Source organism: Halobacillus sp. Marseille-Q1614, from assembly GCF_902809865.1.
GTDB lineage: Bacteria > Bacillota > Bacilli > Bacillales > Halobacillaceae > Halobacillus_A.
The window spans coordinates 2,808,546-2,833,833 of record NZ_CADDWH010000001.1; the positions used below are offsets into that span (position 1 = coordinate 2,808,546).

General features: G+C 41.9%; 30 protein-coding genes and 1 pseudogene. 11 read left to right on the forward strand and 20 right to left on the reverse strand.

The genetic code is table 11. The features are described 5' to 3' along the window. The first annotated feature begins 83 nt into the window (after positions 1–83). Together istA and istB are read left to right on the forward strand one after the other, a co-directional pair. Positions 84–1,646, forward strand: coding sequence for an IS21 family transposase (istA, locus tag HUS26_RS13870; RefSeq protein WP_173915918.1), 1,563 nt, complete (start codon positions 84–86; stop codon positions 1,644–1,646). After that, positions 1,636–2,379 carry an IS21-like element helper ATPase IstB gene (gene istB, locus HUS26_RS13875; protein ID WP_173915207.1) on the forward strand — a complete coding sequence of 248 codons (744 nt, stop codon included), beginning with the start codon at positions 1,636–1,638 and terminating at the stop codon, positions 2,377–2,379. The genes istA and istB overlap by 11 nt, the downstream gene beginning before the upstream one ends. Before the next feature lie 97 nt (positions 2,380–2,476). Here the strand turns inward: istB and HUS26_RS13880 are convergent, their stop codons facing one another. The 4 genes from HUS26_RS13880 to groES all read right to left on the reverse strand — a co-directional run bounded on the left by HUS26_RS13880 (position 2,477) and on the right by groES (position 5,954). Further along, positions 2,477–2,848 (reverse strand): EamA family transporter, encoded by a 372-nt coding sequence (locus HUS26_RS13880; protein ID WP_254434208.1) that lies wholly within the window; start codon positions 2,846–2,848, stop codon positions 2,477–2,479. Further along, positions 2,841–3,542 (reverse strand): AraC family transcriptional regulator, encoded by a 702-nt coding sequence (locus HUS26_RS13885; RefSeq protein WP_173917715.1) that lies wholly within the window; start codon positions 3,540–3,542, stop codon positions 2,841–2,843. The genes HUS26_RS13880 and HUS26_RS13885 overlap by 8 nt, the downstream gene beginning before the upstream one ends. 438 nt (positions 3,543–3,980) lie before the next feature. Beyond that, positions 3,981–5,615 (reverse strand): chaperonin GroEL, encoded by a 1,635-nt coding sequence (groL, locus tag HUS26_RS13890; RefSeq protein ID WP_173917716.1) that lies wholly within the window; start codon positions 5,613–5,615, stop codon positions 3,981–3,983. 54 nt (positions 5,616–5,669) lie between these two features. After that, a complete protein-coding gene (groES, locus tag HUS26_RS13895; protein ID WP_173917717.1) occupies positions 5,670–5,954 on the reverse strand; it encodes a co-chaperone GroES in 285 nt (94 codons plus the stop codon). A 373-nt stretch (positions 5,955–6,327) separates the two neighbouring features. Between groES and HUS26_RS13900 the strand changes: the two genes are divergently transcribed. The 3 genes from HUS26_RS13900 to HUS26_RS13910 are packed head-to-tail and all read left to right on the forward strand — an operon-like array spanning position 6,328 to position 7,834. Beyond that, positions 6,328–7,041 carry a CPBP family intramembrane glutamic endopeptidase gene (locus tag HUS26_RS13900; protein WP_173917718.1) on the forward strand — a complete coding sequence of 238 codons (714 nt, stop codon included), beginning with the start codon at positions 6,328–6,330 and terminating at the stop codon, positions 7,039–7,041. 42 nt (positions 7,042–7,083) lie between these two features. Then, the gene (locus HUS26_RS13905) at positions 7,084–7,251 is read left to right on the forward strand and encodes a DUF4305 domain-containing protein (protein ID WP_254434297.1); all 168 of its coding nucleotides are present in this window, start codon (positions 7,084–7,086) and stop codon (positions 7,249–7,251) included. Between the two features lie 22 nt (positions 7,252–7,273). Next, positions 7,274–7,834 (forward strand): GNAT family N-acetyltransferase, encoded by a 561-nt coding sequence (locus HUS26_RS13910; RefSeq protein ID WP_173917720.1) that lies wholly within the window; start codon positions 7,274–7,276, stop codon positions 7,832–7,834. 144 nt (positions 7,835–7,978) lie between these two features. Here HUS26_RS13910 and HUS26_RS13915 read toward each other — a convergent pair whose 3' ends face one another. Together HUS26_RS13915 and HUS26_RS13920 are read right to left on the reverse strand one after the other, a co-directional pair. Then, positions 7,979–9,385 (reverse strand): MDR family MFS transporter, encoded by a 1,407-nt coding sequence (locus HUS26_RS13915; RefSeq protein ID WP_173917721.1) that lies wholly within the window; start codon positions 9,383–9,385, stop codon positions 7,979–7,981. A 71-nt stretch (positions 9,386–9,456) separates the two neighbouring features. Further along, positions 9,457–10,359: a phosphotransferase family protein gene (locus HUS26_RS13920; RefSeq protein WP_173917722.1), complete on the reverse strand. Its 903-nt coding sequence runs from the start codon at positions 10,357–10,359 to the stop codon at positions 9,457–9,459. Between the two features lie 116 nt (positions 10,360–10,475). On the opposite strand from HUS26_RS13920, the gene HUS26_RS13925 reads away from it, so the two are divergent. Then, positions 10,476–10,778, forward strand: coding sequence for a hypothetical protein (locus tag HUS26_RS13925; protein WP_173917723.1), 303 nt, complete (start codon positions 10,476–10,478; stop codon positions 10,776–10,778). 278 nt (positions 10,779–11,056) lie between these two features. Here the strand turns inward: HUS26_RS13925 and HUS26_RS13930 are convergent, their stop codons facing one another. The 7 genes and pseudogenes from HUS26_RS13930 to HUS26_RS13955 all read right to left on the reverse strand — a co-directional run bounded on the left by HUS26_RS13930 (position 11,057) and on the right by HUS26_RS13955 (position 13,659). Continuing rightward, a complete protein-coding gene (locus tag HUS26_RS13930; protein WP_173917724.1) occupies positions 11,057–11,758 on the reverse strand; it encodes a methyltransferase domain-containing protein in 702 nt (233 codons plus the stop codon). Continuing rightward, complete coding sequence (locus HUS26_RS13935; RefSeq protein WP_173917725.1) at positions 11,755–11,967, reverse strand: hypothetical protein; 213 nt, start codon at positions 11,965–11,967, stop codon at positions 11,755–11,757. The genes HUS26_RS13930 and HUS26_RS13935 overlap by 4 nt, the downstream gene beginning before the upstream one ends. Next, a complete protein-coding gene (locus HUS26_RS13940; RefSeq protein ID WP_173917726.1) occupies positions 11,960–12,250 on the reverse strand; it encodes a YesK family protein in 291 nt (96 codons plus the stop codon). The genes HUS26_RS13935 and HUS26_RS13940 overlap by 8 nt, the downstream gene beginning before the upstream one ends. Before the next feature lie 5 nt (positions 12,251–12,255). Then, the gene (locus HUS26_RS13945; RefSeq protein ID WP_173917727.1) at positions 12,256–12,447 is read right to left on the reverse strand and encodes a hypothetical protein; all 192 of its coding nucleotides are present in this window, start codon (positions 12,445–12,447) and stop codon (positions 12,256–12,258) included. A gap of 21 nt (positions 12,448–12,468) precedes the next feature. Beyond that, positions 12,469–12,711, reverse strand: a pseudogene (locus tag HUS26_RS20055) (hypothetical protein). 2 nt (positions 12,712–12,713) lie between these two features. Beyond that, positions 12,714–13,262: a GNAT family N-acetyltransferase gene (locus HUS26_RS13950; RefSeq protein ID WP_173917728.1), complete on the reverse strand. Its 549-nt coding sequence runs from the start codon at positions 13,260–13,262 to the stop codon at positions 12,714–12,716. Positions 13,263–13,314: 52 nt separating this feature from the next. Beyond that, the gene (locus HUS26_RS13955; protein WP_173917729.1) at positions 13,315–13,659 is read right to left on the reverse strand and encodes a VOC family protein; all 345 of its coding nucleotides are present in this window, start codon (positions 13,657–13,659) and stop codon (positions 13,315–13,317) included. Between the two features lie 167 nt (positions 13,660–13,826). Here HUS26_RS13955 and HUS26_RS13960 point away from each other — a divergent pair, with 167 nt between their 5' ends. Beyond that, the gene (locus HUS26_RS13960; protein ID WP_173917730.1) at positions 13,827–14,033 is read left to right on the forward strand and encodes a helix-turn-helix transcriptional regulator; all 207 of its coding nucleotides are present in this window, start codon (positions 13,827–13,829) and stop codon (positions 14,031–14,033) included. Then, positions 14,030–14,500 (forward strand): hypothetical protein, encoded by a 471-nt coding sequence (locus HUS26_RS13965; protein WP_173917731.1) that lies wholly within the window; start codon positions 14,030–14,032, stop codon positions 14,498–14,500. Before HUS26_RS13960 ends, HUS26_RS13965 begins: the two co-directional genes overlap by 4 nt. A gap of 142 nt (positions 14,501–14,642) precedes the next feature. Here HUS26_RS13965 and HUS26_RS13970 read toward each other — a convergent pair whose 3' ends face one another. Beyond that, positions 14,643–15,338, reverse strand: coding sequence for a hypothetical protein (locus HUS26_RS13970; protein WP_173917732.1), 696 nt, complete (start codon positions 15,336–15,338; stop codon positions 14,643–14,645). A gap of 139 nt (positions 15,339–15,477) precedes the next feature. Here HUS26_RS13970 and HUS26_RS13975 point away from each other — a divergent pair, with 139 nt between their 5' ends. After that, a complete protein-coding gene (locus HUS26_RS13975; RefSeq protein ID WP_173917733.1) occupies positions 15,478–15,795 on the forward strand; it encodes a DUF3892 domain-containing protein in 318 nt (105 codons plus the stop codon). A gap of 761 nt (positions 15,796–16,556) precedes the next feature. Here HUS26_RS13975 and fdhA read toward each other — a convergent pair. Further along, the gene (fdhA, locus tag HUS26_RS13980; RefSeq protein WP_254434209.1) at positions 16,557–17,771 is read right to left on the reverse strand and encodes a formaldehyde dehydrogenase, glutathione-independent; all 1,215 of its coding nucleotides are present in this window, start codon (positions 17,769–17,771) and stop codon (positions 16,557–16,559) included. A gap of 519 nt (positions 17,772–18,290) precedes the next feature. On the opposite strand from fdhA, the gene HUS26_RS13985 reads away from it, so the two are divergent. Then, positions 18,291–18,950, forward strand: coding sequence for a sigma-70 family RNA polymerase sigma factor (locus HUS26_RS13985; RefSeq protein WP_173917734.1), 660 nt, complete (start codon positions 18,291–18,293; stop codon positions 18,948–18,950). Positions 18,951–18,974: 24 nt separating this feature from the next. Beyond that, positions 18,975–19,559 (forward strand): ATP-dependent Clp endopeptidase proteolytic subunit ClpP, encoded by a 585-nt coding sequence (gene clpP, locus HUS26_RS13990; protein ID WP_173917735.1) that lies wholly within the window; start codon positions 18,975–18,977, stop codon positions 19,557–19,559. 36 nt (positions 19,560–19,595) lie between these two features. On the opposite strand, the gene HUS26_RS13995 is transcribed toward clpP, so the two are convergent. The 5 genes from HUS26_RS13995 to HUS26_RS14015 form a co-directional block, all read right to left on the reverse strand. Next, a complete protein-coding gene (locus tag HUS26_RS13995) occupies positions 19,596–19,901 on the reverse strand; it encodes a hypothetical protein (protein WP_173917736.1) in 306 nt (101 codons plus the stop codon). Between the two features lie 227 nt (positions 19,902–20,128). Then, a complete protein-coding gene (locus HUS26_RS14000) occupies positions 20,129–20,617 on the reverse strand; it encodes a DUF4825 domain-containing protein (RefSeq protein ID WP_173917737.1) in 489 nt (162 codons plus the stop codon). Between the two features lie 3 nt (positions 20,618–20,620). After that, the gene (locus HUS26_RS14005; RefSeq protein WP_256371080.1) at positions 20,621–21,292 is read right to left on the reverse strand and encodes a class I SAM-dependent methyltransferase; all 672 of its coding nucleotides are present in this window, start codon (positions 21,290–21,292) and stop codon (positions 20,621–20,623) included. Positions 21,293–21,381: 89 nt separating this feature from the next. Continuing rightward, positions 21,382–21,645, reverse strand: coding sequence for a hypothetical protein (locus HUS26_RS14010; protein ID WP_173917738.1), 264 nt, complete (start codon positions 21,643–21,645; stop codon positions 21,382–21,384). Between the two features lie 211 nt (positions 21,646–21,856). After that, positions 21,857–25,264: a hypothetical protein gene (locus tag HUS26_RS14015; RefSeq protein ID WP_173917739.1), complete on the reverse strand. Its 3,408-nt coding sequence runs from the start codon at positions 25,262–25,264 to the stop codon at positions 21,857–21,859. Between the last annotated feature and the right edge of the window lie 24 nt (positions 25,265–25,288).

The following is a 25,288-nucleotide window of genomic DNA, read 5'->3' on the forward strand; positions in this document are numbered from 1 at the left end:
CACTTAAGACAAAGCTGATCCACCCTCCTATATAATAAAGAAGCACCTTAACGGTGCCATTTTATTATGTAGGGGGTTTTTTTGTGGTTAAGTATCGAGAGATATTAAGGCTTCAGGCACAAGGAGTCACTCAAAGGGGGATAGCTTCAAGTTGTGGACATTCCAGGAACACTGTAAGGGAAGTGCTAAAACGAGCGGAGGAAAAAGGTGTATGTTGGCCATTGGACAAGGATGTGACTGACTTAGATTTACTGTCCATTCTGTTCCCGGAAAAGAAACTTCCTTCCGATCATCGGCGCAAGCCAGATGGTGAATATATTCATAAGGAATTGGCGAAGTCAGGTGTCACTTTATCTCTATTATGGGATGAATACTCTGTGCAGAGCAGGGCGAATAATGAAATCCCATACAGCTATCGCCAGTTTTGCAGGTTTTATAATGACTATGCACGAAAAACGAAAGCTACCATGCGTATTAAAAGGAAACCTGGAGAACAGCTGGAAGTTGACTGGGCAGGGGATACAATGCATCTGACCGACCACTTAACTGGTGAGAAGATACCTGTGTATATTTTCGTTAGTGTTTTACCTTGTAGTCAGTATGCATATGTAGAAGCATTTTTGTCCATGAACAGTGAAAGCTGGATTACAGCTCATATTCATGCTTTTGAATTTTTTGGGGGAATCCCGAGAATTATCGTCCCTGATAACTTAAAAACTGGTGTAACGAAATCATCTCGTACTGAACCTATCATTAACCCGACTTATCAAGAGATGGCTGAACATTATCAGACAACTATAATCCCAGCACGAGTCTCTCACCCAAAAGATAAACCAAGTGTAGAAGTTACTGTAGGCCACATATCAACGTGGATTATTGCTTCTCTTCGTAATCAAAAATTCTTTACTCTCATAGAAGTTAATAAGGCAATAAAAGAGAAGTTAGAAGAATTCAATACTAAAGATTTTCAGAAAAAAAGTGGAAATAGGCAGAAAGCATTTTTAGAGGAAGAAAAGTTCGCTCTTATGCCTCTGCCTACTTCATCCTATGAAATGGCGACTTGGACAACGGCGACTGTCCAACCCGACTATCATATAAAAGCTGATTCTAAATTTTATTCTGTTCCTTATGATTATATCAAATGTACAGTAGACGTCAGAATGACTAGAACAATAGTAGAAGTATTTTATAAAAATGCACGGATTGCCTCCCATAAGAGATTAAGTAGATATGGGGATTCTTTTCAAACGATTCCAGATCATATGCCTAGAAAACACCAGCAATATTTAGAGCTTGATAAAGAGTACATTTTAAAATGGGGGAAGTCCGCAGGACCGTTCACATTATTAACCATTGAAAAGATTTTAGAAAGCTACCCAACTGAAAAGCAAGGCTTAAAATCAACCTTCGGTTTAATTAAGTTAGCAGATAAGTATTCCATTGAACGTGTCGAAGACGCCTGCGAAAGAATTTTGTCCTATACTCCAAGACCTAAACTCAAAAGTGTTCAGACCATTTTAAAAACGGGCCAGGATAAATTCGATCCTAAAATGGTGACAAAAAAATCTAGTGAACGAAAAAATGATAGCGCTTATGGTTTTACACGCGGTGCGAACTATTATGGAGGTAAAAATCATGACAACTGATAATACTCTAATAAAATTAAATGAAATGCGTATGACAGCAATGGCAGAGAAATTTACTGAACAATTAAGTAACCCTGAATATCAAGAATTATCATTTGAGGATCGTTTTGGATTACTGGTTGACATGGAATGGTCACGAAGACAAAATAGTAAACTCGATCGATTGATAAAGGCAGCTGAATTAAGAGACACTCAAGCATGTATTGAAGACATCAGGTATTACTCTGACCGGAAATTGGACAAAAACCAAATCTTGCGTTTGGCGACAGGTAGCTATATTGAAGAGCACCACAACATCATTCTTATGGGCGCCTCTGGAAATGGTAAAACATACTTGGGTTGTGCCTTTGGCAACGCAGCATGTCGGCAGTTTTATAAAGTGAAATACACCCGTCTCCCCGACTTATTAGACGAATTAGCCATCGCTAGAGGCGAAGGGATCTACAGAAAAGTAATGAAAAAATATAAAAAAGTTAACTTACTCATATTAGACGAATGGCTTCTAACACCTCTAAATGATACGGAAGCAAGAGACCTTCTAGAAATTGTGGAGGCACGTCACCAACAAGGATCCACTATTTTCTGTTCACAATTTGATCCGCGAGGATGGCATGAAAAAATAGGAGAAAGCACACTGGCTGACGCCATTCTCGATCGAATCGTTCACGATTCATATAATATTGTCATTGACGGAGAAATGTCGATGAGAGAACGTTACGGATTACACCAGTAAAACTCAGATCCACCATCATGTATGGTAGTGGCTCACTTATGGCGCGAGTGGCTCAATTCCTTGTCCTAAGTGGATCAAAAAGATGGCAGAGGCGGATCTAACCTCTGTCTTTCTTCAATGTCACGGCAGAGAAAAAGAAGGGTTGATAACATGCCATGCAGAAAGAAGCGAGTAGAGTTTCTTTTATTGGCAAGCTTCTAAAATTTAACCTCCCTAATAAAAGAACAACAATGAATAAAGGAATACCACCTAACGCTAAGCGCGTCACTCCAATTGCAACGGGGTTTGCAGTATCTGGAGCGAGAGCCTGAGCTGTACCTGCTGTTCCCCATAAAATAGCGGCAAGTAAAACGAAAAAGGGAGCTAACTTTTTTTCCATAAGTATCACCTCAAAAAAAAAGAACTTAAACTCATTGTAGATGAATCCTGTTTCTTCATCTTTACTGAGTTTAAGTTTCTTTTTATCCATTCTTAATCATTCTGTACTTTTTTGGAGTCATACCTTCCCACTTTACAAACCACCTTGTAAAGGATGAGGAGTTTTCAAATCCTATTTCCTGGCTAATATATAATATAGTCCAAGAAGTGTCCAATAATAATTTTTTCGCTTCTTTTACCCGTAATCCTGTTATATAATTTTTTGGGCTTTTGCCTGTTTTTCGTTTAAACCATGTGGAATAATAAATCGGATGATAATTTTCTATTGCAGCTAATGTATCTAAGTTAATTGACTCTTTATAATGATTATGAATATATTCAATCGAAGCTGGTGTAGAACTTTTAAGTTTATGTGCCACATATCTTGTTAAATCTCTAAGAGCAACCGAATCTTTCTTATTCCCAACCTCTTCTAATAGTAAATATCGAATCGAATTCCACTGTTTATCCAACGGTAAATACATACTTTCTGTATCCCACAATAAAAAACCAGTGGGAATGTCTAAAATCAGAAATTCATTCCTAACCGTAGAACGAAAATCATGATTATAAGCAGGAGGGAGATAAAAGCAATACTCAGTAGTAAGATTTAATTCTTGGTCATGCGTTTCTATTTCTAAAGAACCTTGCAAAGGAAAAAGAAATTGGCCAAAATCATGCTGATGAGATTTCCTTTTATTAGAATATGACCTTTTATCACAGATCACCTGGTTACTTCTATCCACACTAATCCCTCCTATCTTTTATTGGCATCTTGGTTAAAATGATTAGTAGTAACATCAACATTTAGGGAAAGACACTTTAACAAACGATTCAAACTCTAATTATAGCTTCTTTCTTATCTTAAATAAACGGCCAGCCCATTGGCAAGCTTTCACCATATATTTTTAACTTCACCCTGCTATCTCGAAATCAAGTCTTCGAGATAATCTTCCTATCACTTAATTGCAATTATCCTAGATTCACCCCTCTGCCACATGCATCTTTTAACATCTCCAAATTATCAACCCTGGTGTCCGGCTCATATTTAAGAAAAAAAGAAAAGCCTCTCAAAAGTTTATAAACTCTTGAGAGGCTTGTAGATTTATTAAACGATTTTAAAAACCAGTCAAAATCCAGTCAAATTGCTCTTAAACCCTATGGTGAAAGGGTTTTGGGGGCTATCACATCATGCCGCCCATTCCACCCATGCCGCCCATGTCAGGCATTCCGCCGCCTGAACCTTCTTCTTCTGGAAGGTCAGCGACTACAGCTTCAGTTGTTAGGAACATAGCCGCAACAGATGCTGCGTTTTGCAGAGCAGAACGAGTAACTTTTGTAGGGTCTACGATACCTTGCTCAACCATGTTGACCCACTCGCCAGTTGCAGCGTTGAAACCAACGCCTACAGCTTCGCCTTTAAGACGCTCAACGATGATGGATCCTTCAAGGCCGGCGTTGTGTACGATTTGGCGTACTGGCTCTTCAAGGGCACGGAGTACAATAGAAGCACCTGTACCTTCATCGTCAGTTAATCCAAGACCTTCTACAGCGTTAATGATGTTGGTTAGAGCTGTACCACCACCAGCTACGATGCCTTCTTCTACAGCTGCTCGAGTAGAGTTAAGGGCATCTTCAATGCGAAGTTTGCGCTCTTTTAGTTCCGTCTCAGTAGCAGCACCTACTTTAATAACAGCTACTCCGCCAGCAAGCTTAGCCAGGCGCTCTTGTAGTTTTTCTTTATCGAATTCAGAAGATGTTTCTTCTGCCTGTGTACGGATTTGAGCGACGCGGGAAGCGATTTGCTCAGGGTTTCCGGCACCTTCAACGATAGTCGTGTTTTCTTTAGTAATAACCGCTTTAGACGCGCGTCCAAGCTGGTCTAGTGTTGTATTCTTCAGATCAAGACCTAAGTCTTCAGTAATAACTTGACCACCAGTAAGTGTCGCGATATCTTCAAGCATTGCTTTACGGCGATCGCCGAAGCCTGGTGCTTTTACAGATACAGCGTTGAATGTTCCACGAAGTTTGTTGACAACGATAGTCGCAAGAGCTTCGCCTTCTACGTCTTCAGAGATTAATAGAAGCGGCTTGGACTGTTGTACAACCTGCTCAAGGACAGGAAGAACTTCCTGGATGTTGTTGATTTTCTTATCCGTGATAAGGATATAAGGATCTTCAAGAACAGCTTCCATCTTATCTTGGTCAGTGACCATGTAAGGAGAAGCGTATCCGCGGTCGAACTGCATACCTTCAACCACTTCTAGTTCTGTAGAGAAGCCTTTAGATTCTTCGATCGTGATAACGCCGTCGTTACCTACGCGCTCCATAGCTTCAGCAATCAGCTGTCCTACTTCTTCGTCTGCAGAAGAGATGGAAGCTACTTGTGCGATAGAATCTTTACCTTCGATCGGTTTAGAGATTTTGCGCAATTCTTCAGTTGCTACTTTTGTAGCTTTTTCAATTCCGCGGCGAATGCCTACAGGGTTCGCACCGGAAGTTACGTTTTTAAGTCCTTCACGAATCATCGCCTGGGCAAGTACTGTTGCAGTTGTTGTACCGTCACCTGCGATATCGTTTGTTTTAGAAGCTACTTCGGATACAAGCTGTGCACCCATATTTTCGAAGTGGTCTTCCAGCTCGATTTCTTTCGCGATGGTTACACCATCGTTAGTAATAAGTGGTGCTCCAAATTTCTTGTCCAATACAACGTTACGTCCTTTTGGTCCTAGTGTTACTTTAACGGCATTAGCCAATGTATCTACTCCACGCAGCATCGCGCGGCGTGCGTCTTCACTGAATTTAATTTCTTTAGCCATAAAAAAATGCCCTCCTTATCAAAATTCGTATCGATTAAATTGTTCTTGCAGTAATTACTGAACTACTGCTAGTACATCACTTTCGCGAATGATTAAGTACTCGCTGCCTTCGTATTTCACTTCTGTTCCTGCGAACTTAGAGTAAATTACGTGGTCGCCTTCTTTGACCTCCAGGGCAACTTTTTCACCGTTTTCCGTTACGCGGCCTGTACCTACAGCTACCACTTTACCTTCCTGCGGCTTTTCTTTCGCAGAATCCGGAAGCACGATTCCGCTTGCAGTAGTCTGCTCTTCCTCTACTAATTCAATCACAATACGATCACCTAATGGCTTTAACAATTAGGACACCCTCCTTAGTCAGCATTAATATCGATTATTGTTGCTTATTAGCACTCTCTGATGGTGAGTGCTAATCACAATTATTATCATAATCAAATCGTCTCATATTTTCAAGTAAAATAAACTAAATTTTCGTCATCTTTTTCTGACACGATTCCACATTGTATAAGCCCTTATATTTATGGGTAGTTTTTAAATTATGATAAAATACATATGGTATAAACAGACTGATTTTTAAAAGAAGGCTGCGTTAATTTTAAATAAACAGGGGATAACGGCCCGCTTTTTCGCGGACGAACGTCCGAGACTCCTTACTTTTCCTTCAAAATAACAACATTTTAACAACGCCTATAATGAAAAAGGAGATATGTACATGCCAAAAAGATATTGGATTATTATAATCACCTACGTGGCGACACAGCTGTCGGCCTTGATTGGTGTTCCAGTACTGGCCTCTCTCGGTATTGCGCGCGGATTTGACGCGATTGCCTTGTGGTCGGTCATCAGCTTTACCATCGCTACAATCATTATCATAGCGTTACTGAAACCTGATATGAAGGAAGCCCAGATGAGATCAGACCGCTCGAGCGGGTTGAAAATTTTTGGCTGGTCGATTGCCGGCGTGTTCCTTGCATTGTTCGCTCAGGCCATTGCCGCATTGATTGAAACGGAACTGCTTGGCATACCTGCAGGATCTGAGAATACAATGGATTTAATGAACATTGCCCGCGAAGCACCTCTGTTCATCTTATTACCCGTTGTATTTGCTCCTATAACGGAAGAAATCATTTTTCGTAAAGTGATTTTCGGCCAGATTTATAAGCGCTCGAACTTCTGGCTCGCTGTTATTATTTCAGCACTCGTATTTGGCGCATTTCACTTCGACTTTCAGCATATGCTCGTGTATTTTTCCATGGGGTTAGTTTTTGCGTTTCTATATGTAAAAACGAAGAGCATCATTACGCCGATTGTCGCTCATATGGCGATGAACAGCTTTGTCGTCCTATCGCAGCTCTTCTACAGTGAAGAAGATATTCGCCGGATGCAGGAGCAGCTGCAGACGATCTTAACGGGAGGCCTGCTGTAATATGAGAGCCTCCCCCTTCTGATGGCCTTGATTTACTTCCTCATGGGGGCCGCATTTACGTATATTGCGACCTACTCGGCCTCAGAATCTGTTTGGAATTTCCGGACCATCCTTCCGGTGATGGTAGCTACCTTTAATTTCGCGGTGGCGGTCCGCTTAGTCAACATCCATCTTAAAATGAAAAAGATAAAGAATAACAAGAAAAAATAAAGAGGAGAAAGGAAATCTGCTTATGAAAGCTATCCTTCACGGTCACCGGGTTCACCTTGGGACTGTTAAAGACGAACACTTAACCGAAATTAAGACCTGGTTCAACAGCTCCCATTTTATGAGAAGGTTTGACGCGGTGGCGGCACGCCCGAAAACATTGGAGTCTTTAAAAGAGTGGCGTGATGAAGCGATGAATAGCGATAAGAGTTTTCTTTTCTCCATTTGCGATGGCGATAAATTTATCGGCTACGTGGAATTAAGCAGCATCCTTTGGAACCAGCGTAACGGCTGGGTAGCGATTGCGATCGGCAATCCAGACTACAAGGCCAAGGGCTATGGAACCGAAGCGATGGATCTGTTAATTAACTACGCCTTCCACGAACTGAACCTTCACCGCCTGCAGCTGACGGTTTTTGAATACAATCAGCCGGCGATCTGGCTGTATGAAAAGCTCGGGTTTACGTATGAAGGAGCGCAGCGCGAGTTTGTGATGCGCGATGGTGAAGCGTATGATATGTTCATGTATGGCCTTTTAAAAAGAGAATGGAACCAAAAAAACGCGGAAGAGAAGTTAGAAGAATAACTTCTTTTCCGCGTTTTATATTTCCTAAGGAAAAGAGTGCCCGTGGCTTTTTTAGGAGGCGTACATCTCTACAATGACCTTGTCTCGACTTTTTTTGAGGCCGTTGAGAAAATATCTATTTATTTTTCATGCTCACGATTTTTTCTATGCTTTCGTTTTATCATCCTGAACGCCTTTTAAAATAAACGAAAACGGAATTGCTAACAGCAGCACGGCCGCTGAGACGAGAAACGCTTCATTTAATGTCTGCAATGTGGCCAGCTGTTGATCGACATCAGGGGCGGCCGCCAGCTGAGCGCGGCGTACTTCATAGTAGATTGAAAAGAACACAATGCCAAGAGACGAGGACATCTGGCGGATGATATTGTTCATTGCCGATCCTTGAGCGACAAGGTGCTCAGGAATCGAGTTCATCCCAGACGTTGTCGCCGGCATGTTGCCCATCCCCATTCCGACGCCACGAATGGTGTTTAAGGCAAGAATCCACCAGAAGGGCGTGGACAACTCAAGGAATCCAAGACCGATAGAAGCTAAAGCCATAATTGCTAACCCTGGCGGCACGACATACCTTGGTCCTTTTTTATCGAGCAGCCGTCCTCCAAGTGACATAAACAGCCCGCTGGCCGCCGCTGCTGGCAGGAAAAGCAGCCCTGTCATCACTTCGTTTAGGCCGTACACATTTTGTATTAATAATGGAAGCAAAAAGATTCCGGAAAACAATCCAATCGAAGCTGAAGACGTCACAAGAATCGATGCCGTGTAAGTCGGTACTTTGAACACCGATAAGTTTAAGAGTGGATCCTCCTGGCGGTTTTCATAGAAAACGAAAGCCACGATCGCTGCAAGTCCTGCTCCAATCAGTGAGAGATTGACTGGATCTAATAGGAGTTCCACTGTTCTCCCGCGCCCAAGAGAGTAAAGAATCGCGCCGATTCCAAACGTAACGAGCAGGAATCCGGCAAGGTCGAACTTTTTCATTGGATCCTTCTTTGTCGGTTTTAAAAACTTCGCAGACAGGAAAAGCCCAGTTAATCCAAATGGAATGTTTATCGCAAAGAGCCACGGCCAGTCCAAATATTGAACGAGCGTTCCGCCGATCGTCGGTCCAATGGCCGGAGCAACCATCACTGATATGCCATAGATACCGACCGCGAGTCCCCGCTCATTTTTCGGAAATGAATTAAAAATTAATGCCATAGCGATCGGCATCATCAGACCGCCGGCCATCCCCTGGATCGCCCGAGATACGATGACCATCGCTAATGTATTAGATAAAAGGCCTGAGATCGACCCGAAAATAAACAGGCATAACCCCGCTAGGTAGACTTTCTTTTTTCCAAATCGGTCGCCAAGAAAGCCGGTTAATGGCATCGTCATCCCCATCGAAACCATAAAGATTGTCAAAATCCAGCCCACCGATACGGCGTTGGAATCGAAGACTTCGATAAACCGCGGGAGTATCGGATTGAGCATGCTGTTGTTTAAGATGACGGTAAAGGTTCCAAAGAGGACAGAGACCACCACTAACCATTTGTTTGGCAGCTTGCTCATCCTGATCCTCCTCCTTTTTCGACTGTTTAAATTTACCCATTGTGAGTTCCCTTAAACAATTCGCTGTGCTCTTATGCTTCTTCCCTCATTTCTTTTCTGATTTCATCAAGTCCTTCTTCTATCCACTCACTTTCTCCCCTTTTTATGCCTTCAAGTACATATCTTATATGGTCAAAAGTAACGAAATGAGAAACCTTTTGAATACAGCGGTCGATCTCCTTCTCTTCCATCTCCTTTAGAAGCTCTCGGGTAAAATTCTCTCCGCAATCTTCAAGGATATAAATAAACTCATAGTCAGGGTCGCTGATACAAAGGTCGCCAAAATCAATGATTCCTGATAAATCATCCGTTTTTGGATCAGTTAGAAAGTGATCGGGCGACAAGTCCCCGTGAATGAGTGCAGGCGTATAGGAAAAATAAGAGGAGTCACTCAAGTAAGTCCCAAACCTTGAAGAAATATAGCGGCTCAGGCTAGGTTCAATGCGTGGAAAAATATCTCTTTTCGTTTCTTCATAGAGCTTAGAAAAGAATGACTTGAGATTAAACTGCGGCACCCCCGCTTTGAGAGCTTCTTCTATAGAAAAAGCATGCAATTCCTTTATAAAGCGTGCAAGCTGAGAGCCGAGCTTTTTCTTTTGATCTTGATTTAGATGAGGAACGGCTTCTTCTTCTAAAAGAGTGCCGGGAAGCAGTTTATAACCAACGAAAAGCTGTCCATTCGTTTGTTTGCCGACATATTCAAATTCCGGAATCGCGACAGTTACCGCTTCCTTGAGCTTTGGCAGGATTTTAATTTCTTTTTCTAAATCAGCCGATCCTTTCTCGTTCTTTGCAAACCGAAACACCCATTCATCATTGACCTTAAGGGCGATACTCATCCAACCTTCCCCGATCGGTTCTGCATTGCTTATTTTATAGTCGGGAAAGCTTGATTCGATGGCTTCTATACAGCTGCTGAGTTTGTCTCTTCTCATGGGTTCCTCCCGAAATCATTAATGATGATACGTCCTTCTTCGAATTTATACATTTGATCGCTCACACATAAAAACTTACTCAATCACTTATACTAACGAAAAAAGAGGTGAGCGAAATGGAACATTTTCCGATCATCCACACAAATTTTTGGGACGTTATCATAGCCGTGCCCTCAGTCATTATACTTACCCAGCTTTTCAAAATGACGTTTGCTATCCCAAAAGGTCTCATCCCTACTCTTGCTAATATAATCGGCCTGTTCATCGCTGTTTTCATAGCCCACCCCAACAATTTATGGGCCGGATTATTTATGGGTTTCTTCTATGGCAACGCAGCTGTTGGAGGGTACGCTTCTTTAAAAACTGCACTTCTTACCTATCGAAAAAGAAAAAGGAAAAGTCTTTATGCCAAAACATAAAGATAGAAGCCCCTTATTTATTTGCAAAAGATAAACCTTTGGCCTCAAGAGCAGCACGAAGCTCCCAGATCACCTCCGCGTAATTTCAGAAGCTCTTTCTCACTTATGCCTTTCAATTGTTCCAGCTTTATGTAACTCGCACCATTAGGGGCCATCAGGCTGGTTTCCCTATCTTTGCTATGAATGTCATTGTTTTCATTAATAGGAGTTCCCGTTAGAAATCTTTAAGACAAATCCCAAGCAATTCTTCTCCCGCTCGAGAAAACTGCTCTTACTTTCTATTCAACCTTTGTTATTTTTAACATCGAATCAGCCCCGTCCTGAAATTCATAGGGAACCTTTAGTTCTTCTACTCTGCAGCCTCTGCTCATAATAAACTTCTTTAATTTGTCTAAGTGTTTATATTTATTACCTTCGAGGTCTACTAAGGGGAAGATCCGGATTTCTTCTTTAGAAACTCTTAATAATTCTTTAAGGGTCTCCTCATGAAAATCATAGTCCAGACGGTCTGCATACATAAATAGAAAATGTGCGGATAAAAGAATATCAAATGATTCGTCCTTAAATGGCAGCGCCGGAAGTGTGACAGGAACGTATGTTTGTCCGTGTTCTCGCATATCATCCGTACAGTCCTTCAAGGCACTGGCGCGGTATTCTCTAAGCTCATCAATGTCTTTAAAGTAGTCCCAAACATAATTATTTTTTGCTTTTTCCATGTGTTCCATCGCATGATCAATATCTTCTAACCCCTTGTTTCTTAAGTCCTCCACTGAATGGTCATATACGATGTCACACGAGGTAATCTCAAACCCCTTTTTCCGTCCGACGGCAGTAAAAGAACAAGCGCCTGCTGGACAATCAAGAATTCTTATTCTTCTTACAAATTCCTCAGATAGAGCAAACATGTCCATATACTCTTCATATGTCCTGCCGATAAACACAATCTTGTCTATATCAAGCTTTTGCTTTAACCTGCTCATCTATCTCCACCTCCGGCATAAACTTTTTGGGAAAGACTGTTCGTTTCAGACTTAAATAGCTGTTTCTCTTCTAATAATGGATCGTGAAAAATAACTAATTCTGCTCCAGGGATATGATTGTTAATTGCTATGCGGGCACTGCACATCTTGCTCCCCGTAAAAATATCTTTGGACGTCCGTGAGCTGTATCTATCCTTTCCTTTACCCATGATTCCATTCTGTTCTCCTTCCGCTGCGTTTGATAAGCTTAGTAAAAATAAGTCCGCTCAAGGAAGGAATAAGCATATAAACTCCAACTGCTCCCCAAAATAAGCCATCCCATCCTCCCACAAAGAAGCTGATCGGAAATATTACTAAAGCAAGAACAATAAGCTGAGTGAAAATAACATCACCTATATGCTTCTTAGATTTTAATTTCTTTTGAAGAAGATGAAGGACAACGGCTAAAATTAATGAAACAACAATAGATAGAAAAACTAATTCAATTTCCATTTAGCTCACCCCACATTTCGCTTATAAATTTTGTCTGCACGATAGACGCTCGCAGACATAGTGATTAAAGAAACAACGAACAATCCAATCCAATACTCATTACTGTAAGCTGCTGCTATGGTTGCAAAAACCCCAGACCAAATGGATACGATAAAACCCAGCATGGTTTTGCCATCCTTTAATACCCGCCAATTCATGAATTCCCTCCTACACTAAGGTCAAAATTTCTTTGGATTACGCTCATTTCCACGTTTGAAATTCCCTGTGATCTTCGCCATGATTAACTGCCTGGCTTTTTCATTTTCCGCTATGTCCATTTTATCTAGAAATTTCTCTGCTTCTTTTCCTTTTAGTATTTTTACCTACTGACCGTCGAAGTCTATAAAAACGGTGCGATTTTTAGTGACCCGATAACTAAAAGGGGATACATCCAATCGATTTCTTTTATCGATATTGTCCATTTCTATCCTCCACTGAAAGCAGGATCATTTCCTAAGTACTTTTCCATTCGAATATCTGCCCACATCTTCCCCTGCCAGTAAGTAAACTCTGGGATGCGGGTGATTTCCTCGTATCCGAGCCTTTTATAAAGGTTAAATGCCTGTTTGTTAAATTCAAACACGCCGAGTTCAATCCGCTTAAGACCCATACGTGTAATTTGTTCTTCTAAGTATCGTATCGCCGCATATCCGATCCCCTTGCCCCGTCCTTCCGGCTCGCCTATCGTAATCCCTATCCAGGCTGTACCTGGGTCTTTTTTGTAGAGATGATCTGGATCCACCATATAATTCATTTCGCCGACCAGTCGTCCATCCACATATATTAGGTAAATGTTCTGATAATGAAGCCGTTCTTTTATTTCATCAGCTGTAACTTTCCACTGGCGTTCTAAATCGGCTTTGTTTAGATTAGGGCGTGTCAATGGAACCATCTCGGAGTCGTTCTCCCATTTGTTAAACATATCTGCCAGGCTTGGGGTTGGCTGAGTTAATTCTATAAATTGAGTTTTCACGAGTTGTTCCTCTCTATGTGATTTTTTTCATAATAATTTTCCCTTTCTTGAATTATTCAAAAAAGCAGACTTGCAATTTGTTACCATCTAAATCATAAAAATTAAAGAAGTTATTTACATCGTCATTACATAATTCGCTTACTGATACGCTTTTTCCCTTCAATTCTTCATAGGTTTTCTTGATATTTTTCGAAAAGAATATCGGATAGGTCTGATGAGTGTTTAAATGTCTGTCACCTTCTTCAAGAGTTAGCGGAATACTGTTGCTTCCAACGCTTAGCACGCGATAGCCTTCACCTCTAAAAGCAACTTCAAACCCGAGGATCTCCTGATACCATCTGCAAGACTTCTCCACATCTTTAACAATTAAGCACAATGTATCAATTCTATCAATCACTAGTAACACTCCTTACGAATGTATTATTTCTTTATGATTCTTAGATTTTACTTTTATAAATACGATTTACTCTAAAGTTGGTTTCATCATTCATTGAAGTAAAGTTGACTTGACATAATGTTAAGTCAACTTTACAATTAAACCAATAAATGTAAAGTTGGTTGGATATGTATTTATCAAATCGAGTAAAAGAACTACGTGCTAAAATTGGATGGACACAAACAGATCTTGCAAGGCAGGTAGAGGTGTCGCGGCAGACGATCGCCGCTTTAGAGAAGGATGACTATATTCCTTCCCTGCTGCTGGCAATGAGGGTAGCTCAAGCTTTTGATTTACAGGTGGAAGAAATATTTACGTTGGAGGACGAACGATGAGTACTTATAAGAATGCTTTAATTTCGATTACTTTAATTGTTTTGTTCGGATGGGCTTTAGTACCTTTATATAGTGCGCAAATACAGTTTGCTGAAATCATTCACGATCCTAACCCGCCCTGGGAAATTACTATCCCGGTTCTTCCCATCCTGTTCTTTCTCCTGATCGGCGGAATTCTTACGGCGATGGCCTACAAGAAAAACAAAAAGAAACATGGCTCCTGGAAGCAAGCAGCCCTTCTGCCTCCTGAATTAGAAGAGAGCGATGAACGTGAGCGTTTTCTAACAGGAAAAGCCTGCCGCAGCTCTTATGTAGCGATGTGGTATATTTCTCCGATAGCCGCTGCCCTGCTTCTCCTCTATCCATTTGTTATTGAAACAATGCCGTATTATCCAATCATTATATTGCTGCTTATCCCTTTAGTTCAGACGCTCGTGTATTTTATGAGCTGGAAGAAAAATTACTAAGCGAAAAGAAAAGGAACTTCCGTATGGGAAGTTCCTTTTAGTTAGGCTGGAAAAAGTATTTTGCTGCAGTAAAACTTATTGATTCCTGATGGCTTACGATTAAAAAACACTTAAATCACTAGAGATTCAAGTGTTAGCAGCGTTATCTGAATAAAGCCAGAATTCGTTCAAGCTTCCCTTTTGGTTTGACCGACTCTTCCAGACGTTTATTAAATTCATTCTGGGACTGCCATTCTTTTCTCTGTTCATCCCGCATGTGCTGTAATTCCTGTTTTAGTGCTTCACTTTTCTCTCTCTCCTGCTCAAGCAGGGCCTCATAGTGATTTTTTTGCTGTTCTGACAGCTTCTCAATGTTGGTCGAAGTTTTCTGTGCGAAGTTCCCTACACCCGAACTGATTACATGATGATCCTGCTGAAGCCGGGATACCTTTGTTTTCAGTTCGTTCATATCATTAGACAGCTGGACATTCATTTCTCTTGCAGCTGCCAGTTCATTCGTTAACGCTTTGAAAAACTCGCTTAACTGAGCAGGGTCCTGAAGAGAATGGTCATATGTATTGGGGATGGCAACTTCTGTCGACCTTTTCAGCCGGTTTCGCTGATCTTCGACAAGGTCTTTCGCCATATCGTCCTGCGGCTTATCCGTGTCCCGGATTGCTTTAAGAGCATCGATATCAGAGCGCACAAAAATCCGCCGATCTCCGTCTTTAAAAAATTCATAACCATTCCGTTCTAAAATCTGCCCATATCTTCGTACTGTCGTTGTAGCGATTCCCATTTCTTCTGCAACTTCCTTAGTAGAGAAAGCTCGCTCATTGGGTTGTATATCGTGTCGCATATCGGGCCTCCTTTTCTAAAATAATGAAGGTTTTTTAATAATTTTTCAAGATGATTTGGTAGCGTTACAAATGTAAGACAGGACCAATTCATGAGGAATTCTATTTAGATTTTTGGAGAATAATGTATAAGAAGGAGGAATGACCATGTCAGATTTTGAAGAAATCTACAATCAGTACAAGCAGCAGGGCGAACAGAACGCCGCCCAGGAACAAGGAAGCCAAGCTCCTCAGCAGGGACAGGAAGAGATCGTAGCTGTAAGAAAAAATGATGACGGCGACATTATCGCTGTTAAAACAAACAGCGGACGCGAACTCGACTATGTCTCTGCCCTCAATGAAGCAAAACAAGGAAACCTCGCTCATGTTGACGTCTTCCATAAATACGGACGTGATATTCTACGCAGTGAGCCGGACGGTATTAAAGAGAACAACCTGGATAATCTGCCGAATTTTTAGTCATAAACCGCCGAAGTTTCTGTCGGCGGTTTTTTTTTCATCTATTCAAACTTTATTAGAACTTTGGTTAAACACTTAAGAGGTAAGGATATAAGGGGGGATAGAGGTGATAAAAATTGGTCAATTTCTTATTAGAAGCCACGATTATCTTTATTCTTAAAAACCTTGTCTACTTTTTCACAAACAAAACTTACCGGCCAAGCTATTTTAGCACCTTTAGTCGAAAGCGTCGAGACAATAACTCCTGTTGTACCTACCCTAAATTCCTGTACTTTAACGGCGAAACGATGTTTTCTGTAGGACTGTCGGGCCTACCCGCTTCTTTGCTTTAATTGAAGCAAGAATTGGAGTTCTTCTTCCAACTGCCTATTTTATGAAAGCACTGGAACCTGGCTCCGCATCGTGAATAAGCAGATGCCTGTTGATAATTATAGTAATCCGATTAAAAATAAAGCTCTGCCTTTTTTCAGCTCAACCCCCCTCTTTCTGCATTCCTTTTAGTAAATCTAGGTTTACTGAAATAGGTGCCCAGAAACATAAATAACAAGGCAGCCATCATTCCTGACCCTCCCTGGTCAAAAATAAGAGAAACGGGTATGGATAAACTTGATAGTACAAACGTAGCTTTCATCATATCTGTCACCTTAATAAATGCTAGTTCCAATTATTCCAAACAAATAATGGAACCTCAATTATTTTTTTCAGGAAAAACACAAAAAGACGCATATCCTTTACAGATAAGCGTCTTTTGCTCCGTTCATTTAACTCTTCAGCATACCATGCGGATCCAGTACAAACTTCTTCGCCGCTCCTGAGTCAAATTCATCGTAACCAAGAGGAGCATCCTCAAGTCCAATCACTGTAGCATTTACTGCTTTAGCGATGTTGGCTTTTCCTTTTAAAATGGCCATCATCAATCCGCGATGGTAGCGCATGACTGGGGTCTGGCCGGTGGCAAAGGTTTGGGCTTTGGCCCATCCAAGGCCGAAATCAAGTTTCAGCGAGCCGCGTCTTGCGTCTTCATCCGAAGCGCCGGGATCTTCCGTTACATAGAGGCCTGGGATTCCGAGGCCTCCGCCTGCTCTGGTGGCTTTCATAATAGAGTTAAGTACAGTAGCCGGAGCCTCCTGGTGATCATGTCCATGGGCTTCAAAACCGACACAGTCAACAGCGACATCAACTTCAGGAACGCCAAGAATCTGATCAATTTGCTCAGAAATATCATCATGCTCACTAATATTAATGGTTTCACATCCAAAGCTTCGCGCCTGCTTCAGACGCTCTTCGATCAGGTCGCCGACAATTACGACCGAAGCGCCGAGCAGCTGAGCCGAGTGGGCGGCTGCCAATCCTACAGGTCCTGCCCCAGCAATATAGACTGTGGAACCAATCTTTACACCACCCGTATAAGCTCCGTGGAATCCTGTCGGGAAGATGTCTGATAGCATCGTCAAATCGAGCATTTTTTCCATGGCTTGGTCTTTATCAGGGAACTTCAGGCACTGGAAGTCTGCATAAGGAACCATAACATATTCAGCCTGTCCGCCGACCCAGCCGCCCATATCTACATAGCCGTAGGCAGAGCCCGGCCGATCCGGATTCACATTTAAACAGATATGTGTATTTTGTTCTTTACAGTTGCGGCAGCGTCCGCACGCAATGTTAAATGGAACGGAAACAAGGTCGCCTTTATTAACAAACTCTACATCTCGCCCTGTTTCAATCACTTCACCGGTAATTTCATGTCCAAGTACGAGCCCCTCGGGAGCTGTGGTTCTTCCTCTGACCATGTGCTGGTCACTTCCGCAAATATTGGTGGATACGACTTTTAAAATGACTCCGTGATCACAGCGCCGCCCGACGTTCTGCGGGTTTACTCCAGGACCATCCTTCAACACAAGCTCAGGAAATTCGATATCTTTTACCGTGACTCCGCCATTACCTGTATAGGCTACTGCCCGGTTATTCGTCGCCAAATTTACAACCTCCCGCTTAATTTTTGTTAGCGCTTTCATTACTGTCCCTAAAAACATCGGGCTGCGAACGCTGCCTGCTCCCTCCTCTGCATGAGTCAAATTGCCCAATCTCTTCATATGTTCCCTTTCCTATATTTCCCTAAACTTCTGCAATTTTCTATTAACAAGAGATTAATAGATTTTCACCCAGCTACAAGCTTAAACTTTTACTTTTATGCTTTTAATCGAACCAATTGTTGAAGGGACCAGGAGGCAGGCGCAGCAAAGCCTGACCACGCAGGTCCTCCCCAAGAAAAAGTTGAAAATGTAATTTACATGATCCCTGATGGTTTTAATGCGGATTACGCTATTTGAGAACTTTCAGCGGACAGTTCTTTTTTATGGGGGTTCCTCATCAATGCATATAAAAGCAATATGATAAGCTATAATAGAAACATCTGCAGAATATTTTATTGGACCGTATCTTTTTTTCTTTCTTAATCGTTTAAAGGATAGAGAGGAACTAAAGGAGTGAGGAAAATGAACGCCAGGCCTGGCATAAAAGCACCCTCAAACTGTAAAAAACTCGAAGAACTTTATTCTAAATTAAAGGATTATTGTCTTTTTCTATCCCAAAACAAGTGGGATGGTGAGGACTTAGCTCAGGAAACTATATACAAAGCGATGAATCATTATGGTCAGAAGTCTGATCTCAATGCAGCTTTATTGAAGAAGATGGCTCGTAATTTGTGGCTGGACCAACGTAAAAAGCTTAACCGTGAAGTCCTTGGCTGTGATCCAATAGAAAAGGATGATTACTGCAAAATCGATACAGACCTTTTAGAAAAAGCGATCTCTAAGCTTACACCGAAACAGTCGGTCATTTTCACTTTAAAAGATGGCTTTCACTTTCAAAATTCTGAGATCGCCGAGATTTTTGACATGACAGAAACAGCAGTCAAGGCGGTACTAAACAGGGCAAGAACCAGACTCGCTAAATTATCTTCTGGTGAAGAGCTTCCTGACTTACAAACTGCGAAATCAGAAATCATCACACGGCCATTGCTTCACGCAATCCGCTCAGGTGATCCTTCTGATTTTATTAAGCTGATACCAGCCTTGTTCCCTAAAGAAAGTCAGCCGACGTTAAAGGTCATGGCATTTTCCTCTCCTTCCAGTTCCCTCTCGATGGCCGCTTAGGCGGTATACGAAGGAGGAAAAAACATGTCTGCTATTCCATATGTAATTGAACAATCGAAGCACGGCGAGCGTTCGTACGATATATACTCAAGATTATTGAAAGATCGAATTATCATGGTCAGTGATGAAATCAACGATCACATGGCAAACAGCATCGTTGCCCAGCTGCTTTTTCTGGCTGCTGATGATTCAGATAAGGATGTATCTCTTTATATCAACAGCCCGGGCGGCTCAACATCCGCAGGATTCGCTATCCTAGATACGATGCAATATATAAAGCCGGATATCCGCACGATCTGCACAGGGATGGCCGCTTCATTTGGCGCTATGCTCTTACTCGCTGGTACAAAAGGAAAGCGCTTTGCGCTGCCTAATAGCGAAATTATGCTCCATCAGCCGCTTGGCGGTGTGCGCGGCCAGGCAGCAGATATTGAAATTTCGGCAAGAAGGATTTTGAAGCTGCGAGAGCAATTGAATCAGTTGATAGCCGATCGTACCGGGCAGCCCATTGAAAAAGTAGCTGTAGATACGGACCGCGACTATTTCTTGAGTGCAGAAGAAGCGAAGGAATATGGGATTATCGACGAAATTATTCAGTCACAGAAATAAGAAAACGGCAGTCATATAGGCTGCCGTTTTTCTTACTTAATAATGGCCTTCTTCCCCTGTCTGCTCAAACACTTTCCATTGCCCGTTCATCACCGAAGTATAGTGCCTCATAAGGATGAAGTTTTTCCGGTTTCCTTCCTCTTCGGTTTGAATAAAATATGTATCTGAACCTCGATAGTCTATTTTTGTTATCTTAAGTCCCTGAAATGTGTTATCTGTCCCAATAAACTCCTTAACCGCCCCTTTTTCATTAAATTCCCGGACCACGCTGTATGGGCCGAATACTACAATGGCTGTTAATGTGATTAATATCCCTAAACCAATCCATTGTTTTCTATTCACTTCCTGCTCTCCCTCACCCTTCTATTTTCCTTAATATATTAATCATCCCCTCCTTTTCTTATAAGGTTCTCTACTAATAACTATGAAACCCCGAGCGACCGTGACCCCGCAGCGTGATTTTCGCTAGGATCTAAAAAAGTTCGATTAAGTTCGGCACGTCGTGTGCCAACCTCCCATGCGGGGGCGCTTAAAAGTGAGCGGATTCCCACTTTCTAAACTCCTTCCTCTTAGAAAAGCACCTCCACTTTACTTTCTTCAGACATCGCTTCTTGAATAAGGTCTTTTACCTCTTGTTCATTCGATAAACCGCTTAAGTCAGTGTCATACCATTTACTCAACTGTTCTTTTGTCAGTTTATATTCCTGATCGTCAAACTGGAAAGCCGCCCACTCTGCATTTTCAACCAAGACAAATAGGAATGTAGCATTATAGATTGCCGTCTCCCGGTATTCCTTTTCGATCTCGGTTTGTTCTATGCCTTCATATGTAAGGGTCATTCCATAAGGAACTTCTTTTGACTGCAAAGTGACTTCCTTGAATTCTTCACTGTGCTCCAATTGGCCGATAATATTAATAATTGCACTGTTGTCGCCAATTAAAGAATCTTCATACTCGAATACATCCTCTTTTGTCTGGCTGTCTGCCTGGTTCATTGATTGACAGCCGCTAAGAAAAATTACCGCCAGCAATGTTAAAATGATAGTTTTTTTCTTCATCATCTAATCCTTTCTCTGTTTGCAGTAGAAAACATAGCTGTAGTCACTTGACTGTTCGTGATACAGGTTGATCTCCTGCTGAATCATTTCTACAGCTTCCAGTGCTTCTTCATTACCTGCATATTTTTCTCTCATATGCTTAAGATTTGCAGCGAGAGGAGCATAATATTCTTCGGTCCAATCTTCTTTGGGCAGTACGAACGAAGACATATATACATAATGATTGTCCTCAATCTGCTTTATTTTATCAGGGATGGTATTCATATCAGAATAGCTTTGATTCCAGAATTGCCTGCTTTCTTCAGAAGGATGGGAATGCAGCCAGGAAATTTCACTGCATACGAGATAACCATCTTTTTTCAAAAACTTCCGCCAATCTTGCAAACCCTTTTGAAACCCCGCAATATAGATGGATCCTTCTGCCCAAATCATATCGAATGTTCCTTTTGGAAAATCCATTTCAAACATTGATAGATTTAGGACGTCTACTCTTTTTTCTAACCCTTTCACCTGCAGCCGTTCTTTAAGTTTTCTCAAATATGAATCGTTGTTATCTATAGCCGTAATGCGGGCATTTGGAAACTGATCCGCTAAAAGTAAGGTATGCTGCCCCGTTCCACAGCCAATATCCAGAATTTTCATTTCTTTATCTCTTGGTATATTTACTAAACGAATCGCTTTTTTGTTGAATGTTCACTTCCAGGTCCTAATCTTGATAGACCCTCGAAAGCTTCATAAAAATACTTTTCCATCCCTAACGCTCCTTATTTATGCTTGATCATCGACTCTATCTTTTCTTTAATAGAAATTTGGCTTGTAAATAAAATATAATTGTCTTTCTTCGTTCTAATCACAACTCTGTCTGTTGAACCCGATGGATATCCGATTCTCACCGCTTTTTTATCTTCGCCAGCATATGTATCGTCACTGACCACTTCCATAACATCATTTTTAGGAATCTTAATTTTGCTAAATTGCCATTTCAAGATGACATTCTCATTATTATCTGTCACGGTTATATGTAGCACATGACCCCTCCGTAGAAATAATTTCCTAATTATATTTACGATTAGTTCTGAAGGACGTTTCAATAAAATACCTTCATCAGACGTTCGACACTCTCGATGCCTCGTATAAGGCTTTGGTTTGTCAGCCCTGTGATATATTAAAATTTATAACATTGAAATATAATAGCCAAAAAGGTTCACTTCCAATGATGAGAAGTGCACCTTTTTTTTATTAATTCCATTTCTTAAAAGATAACCACAACCGCTTGATCTTCCGTTCCACCGGCTTGCTCGAATTCGCCTGCTGTTTCTGCCATTCATTGTAACTGGCGATTCCGATAAGAAGAAATCCTGCCAGCAGCAAGTATACCCACCATGGCACGTTCCCCCAGTAAGGTCTAGATTGATAGAGAACGTTGAAGACGAGTACGCCCATACCGACAAAAAAGTAAGATTTGATGCGGAACTGCATGCCTGCCAGCATTGAGATAAGAGACAGCCCGCCGATGATCCAAGCATCCCAGATCGTATGGCTCTGGATCGCATCAACAACAAGGTAAGCCGCGATCAGCAATAAAGCTCCAAACTGGACGTGATACATAATAGACGTGAAGTCCTTCCAGGCCATTTTTCTCAGGAGGAAAAGAACGCCGAGAATTGGAAGAACTTGAAGCTCTGCTTCGATCAAGTCTGGAATGTAGGCTCGATAGTCGTGTAACAGCATCAGGTAAGCCGCATAAAGACCGGACGCTCCTGCTGTACGGAAAGCTTTATCAACGAGCTTCTGAGCCCATTTATCAGCATTGATAAAGAACCATGCGCTCAATAGAACGACTGGGGTAATACGCAGCCAGACGCTGTCATCCCAGGTCGTGAGATAATTCAAATAAACGACATACATAAACGCAATCCATGAATAGGCATCGGCCTTATTTTTTGGCCCGACAAGATATTTATGGAAATAACGGCCGGCTCCTGCCAATATGAGAGCGAATCCTGCAAGTGCGAGAATATATAAGGAGCGGTCCCAATCAGATCCCGCCTTCTCCCATAACATAAGCGTTACAAATAATGGAGCAAACCTGACGATCGACCAGTCTCTCTTGTGTAAAAAGAAAAGGATCAGGATGACATAGCCAAATGAAGGAATCCACTCATAAGCCAGCCACTCCCCTTCCCGGCTTGCGATTAAATATAAACCTAGGATTGAAAAAGGCACCAAGTACCAGTCGATGCGCTTTTGCCAAAGGCGGGGCACAGCTTCCCATATTCCAGCGATCACTAAGCTTGTAACGAGGAACACGTACACCGTCGGCACCGACGGCCACAGTCCGTAAAATCGAGGCAGTGTCAAAATGAAGATAAACAGTGTTGTCAAGGCTGCATACAGCATCACCTTAATTTTCCATTCAGTGTTTGCCTTGAGCGTACTGTAACCATACAGCCCCATCGGCACAAGTAAAATGACGGGACTGACCGTTTCAGAACTGATCTGATCAAGCAGGAACACCGCCACAATCAGCGGTTGAATGCCATGGCCCAGCCAATAAAAGTACGGTCTAATTCCTGCCCATTTTCTCTGACCGGCATCTCCTATTGTTACTAAAACGACCGGCGCAAATGCCATATAGATGAAAATCGCTTCAAATGTGTTGATGGAAAACGTATCTATCATCGAGAGATAAAAAGCTAATGTCACAATAGAGATTAAACTCCATAAAAACGACTGCCCCATAAACTGGACAAGCCAGTACAATACTCCGATGCCGACCAGGAGAATCATCGGTCTGATGAAGGTACCGTTCACCTGTGGATTGTTAATGAGTAAAATCATTGCCAGCAGGTATGAGCCCTGTCCTGTATAAAAAGTGGTCATCGAAAGCTTCTGCTCTTTAAGCTTTTTCCAGCCTAGATGAATAGCCAGCAGCAATAGACCAGTTAAAGCGAGATGAAACGGGAGAGCTAAACCTTCTTCGTAAAAGGCAGCGACATTTGTAATCGGCTCATATAGAAAAGCCGCGGCCAGAAATAATGCGATTGGATGGATCCATACAGCCGTTTCTCTGACGTCCTGAATTTGGATTTTTCTTTTTACAAGATAAGCAAGGATCGCAATCACGAAAAACATAAGCGAGCTGTATCCGTACAACATTTCATTTAATCCATAAAGAAGAGAGCCTAATAGCACGAAAGCTGAAACATAAAACGCGCTCTCTTTAACAGCTGTTAACCAGCGGTTTTCTGTCCATAATCCTGCGTATACAAGCATGAGTGCTGCTGAGATAAACATAAAGAAAAACAGCGGCCCTGTTTCAGTTAATTCCCATAGCTGCCAAAGCGAGATAAAGAAAAATATTGGGGTCATGTATTGAAAGACCTTGTATTTCGTCAAGTTGGAAAGGAGCAGGTAATTGACAGTTATGATGGCATAACCTCCCAGCAGCAGCCATGAATCCACTTCCCCTCTCAGCAAGATGCTTTCATAGCTGATATAGATAAAAGCACAAAACGAAACACTCCCGCTCGTATAGCGGAATACCTTATCTACGAAGGCATAGTTTTTAAAAGCATAGGCAAAACCTAAATAAATAAGCCCAGTCAGCGCATAGACCGTGGCATCGACCGATTGCAGCGGCGAATTCTCAACCAGCTGATAGACGGCATAAACGATCATCACGGAAAACACGAATTGATACTCTTTCGTTCTGTAGACGAAGACCATCGCCATATAGATGCTGGCCGTCAATAAAAGGTTAAAGCTGTAGAATACTTTACTTTCAAAGAAGAACAGCATCAGCAGTGTGGAAAGCACAAGATTCAGCTGCGCGTACAGCGGAACTTCTTTTATAAAAATCTTAAGCTTATCTTGTTTTTTATACCTGACATAGAGAATGAGCAGCCCCGCATTAAACAGCATGAGCAGCATATAAAAAGCGTCGACTGATAACGGCAGAGCACCTAGAGCAAACCCTGCGGAAAGTGACAAAAACACGAGAGAAATCCATACATACAGACGGGACTTGTGGACGAACGCGTGGCGGACGTATAACGGTAAAGGAAGCAGTGTTCCCATTAGCCCTAAGAGATACCGCCCTTCTCCAAATAAAGAAAGAAAATTGCCGAACAGTTCGAAATAGCCGATCGCAAGGAAGCCTATTGGAATAAGGAGGCTTCCAAGAGTTAAGAAAGCAAAAGCCGTTTTTGTGATTTTAAGAAACTTACCCGTTATATGACTCAAGCCAAAGAAGAACTGGGACACAAAGGCAATCGATAACACCTTCATTCCAGGCCCCATCTGTTCCCACTGGCTGGTCGCAACTATAAGCCCGGTGATGAGTAAAAGGGACACTCCGAGAATCAGAGACCACGTAATGTTCCGCTCACGAATTTCTTCTGGTGACTTTTCTTTTTTCACCTTAACCGTTTGCTCCTGCGGCGGTTCTATTTCCGGGTTGGGATCGACCATCGCCGCACTCTCTTTCTCTTCCTTTATTTTTTTAAGATCAACAGTGAATAAGCGATTCGCGGTTAATATTTTGTTGTATTGATCTTCCGTTATGTAACCGTCAATCCAAAGCTGCTCCAAACGGGTTTTGAAGAATTCGTTCTTCCCGGCCTCTGATAAATGATCCACTTCCATCCCTCCTTTTAAATATTGACGGCC

Coding starts and splice junctions, on each gene's coding strand:
- istB (WP_173915207.1), top strand. CDS start 1,636: ATGACAACTGATAATACTCTAATAAAATTAAATGAAATGCGTATGACA.
- HUS26_RS13880 (WP_254434208.1), bottom strand. CDS start 2,848: ATGGATAAAAAGAAACTTAAACTCAGTAAAGATGAAGAAACAGGATTC.
- groL (WP_173917716.1), bottom strand. CDS start 5,615: ATGGCTAAAGAAATTAAATTCAGTGAAGACGCACGCCGCGCGATGCTG.
- HUS26_RS13900 (WP_173917718.1), top strand. CDS start 6,328: ATGCCAAAAAGATATTGGATTATTATAATCACCTACGTGGCGACACAG.
- HUS26_RS13905 (WP_254434297.1), top strand. CDS start 7,084: ATGGGGGCCGCATTTACGTATATTGCGACCTACTCGGCCTCAGAATCT.
- HUS26_RS13910 (WP_173917720.1), top strand. CDS start 7,274: ATGAAAGCTATCCTTCACGGTCACCGGGTTCACCTTGGGACTGTTAAA.
- HUS26_RS13915 (WP_173917721.1), bottom strand. CDS start 9,385: ATGAGCAAGCTGCCAAACAAATGGTTAGTGGTGGTCTCTGTCCTCTTT.
- HUS26_RS13920 (WP_173917722.1), bottom strand. CDS start 10,359: ATGAGAAGAGACAAACTCAGCAGCTGTATAGAAGCCATCGAATCAAGC.
- HUS26_RS13925 (WP_173917723.1), top strand. CDS start 10,476: ATGGAACATTTTCCGATCATCCACACAAATTTTTGGGACGTTATCATA.
- HUS26_RS13930 (WP_173917724.1), bottom strand. CDS start 11,758: ATGAGCAGGTTAAAGCAAAAGCTTGATATAGACAAGATTGTGTTTATC.
- HUS26_RS13935 (WP_173917725.1), bottom strand. CDS start 11,967: ATGGGTAAAGGAAAGGATAGATACAGCTCACGGACGTCCAAAGATATT.
- HUS26_RS13940 (WP_173917726.1), bottom strand. CDS start 12,250: ATGGAAATTGAATTAGTTTTTCTATCTATTGTTGTTTCATTAATTTTA.
- HUS26_RS13945 (WP_173917727.1), bottom strand. CDS start 12,447: ATGAATTGGCGGGTATTAAAGGATGGCAAAACCATGCTGGGTTTTATC.
- HUS26_RS13960 (WP_173917730.1), top strand. CDS start 13,827: ATGTATTTATCAAATCGAGTAAAAGAACTACGTGCTAAAATTGGATGG.
- HUS26_RS13965 (WP_173917731.1), top strand. CDS start 14,030: ATGAGTACTTATAAGAATGCTTTAATTTCGATTACTTTAATTGTTTTG.
- HUS26_RS13970 (WP_173917732.1), bottom strand. CDS start 15,338: ATGCGACACGATATACAACCCAATGAGCGAGCTTTCTCTACTAAGGAA.
- HUS26_RS13975 (WP_173917733.1), top strand. CDS start 15,478: ATGACCATGTCAGATTTTGAAGAAATCTACAATCAGTACAAGCAGCAG.
- HUS26_RS13985 (WP_173917734.1), top strand. CDS start 18,291: ATGAACGCCAGGCCTGGCATAAAAGCACCCTCAAACTGTAAAAAACTC.
- clpP (WP_173917735.1), top strand. CDS start 18,975: ATGTCTGCTATTCCATATGTAATTGAACAATCGAAGCACGGCGAGCGT.
- HUS26_RS14000 (WP_173917737.1), bottom strand. CDS start 20,617: ATGAAGAAAAAAACTATCATTTTAACATTGCTGGCGGTAATTTTTCTT.
- HUS26_RS14015 (WP_173917739.1), bottom strand. CDS start 25,264: ATGGAAGTGGATCATTTATCAGAGGCCGGGAAGAACGAATTCTTCAAA.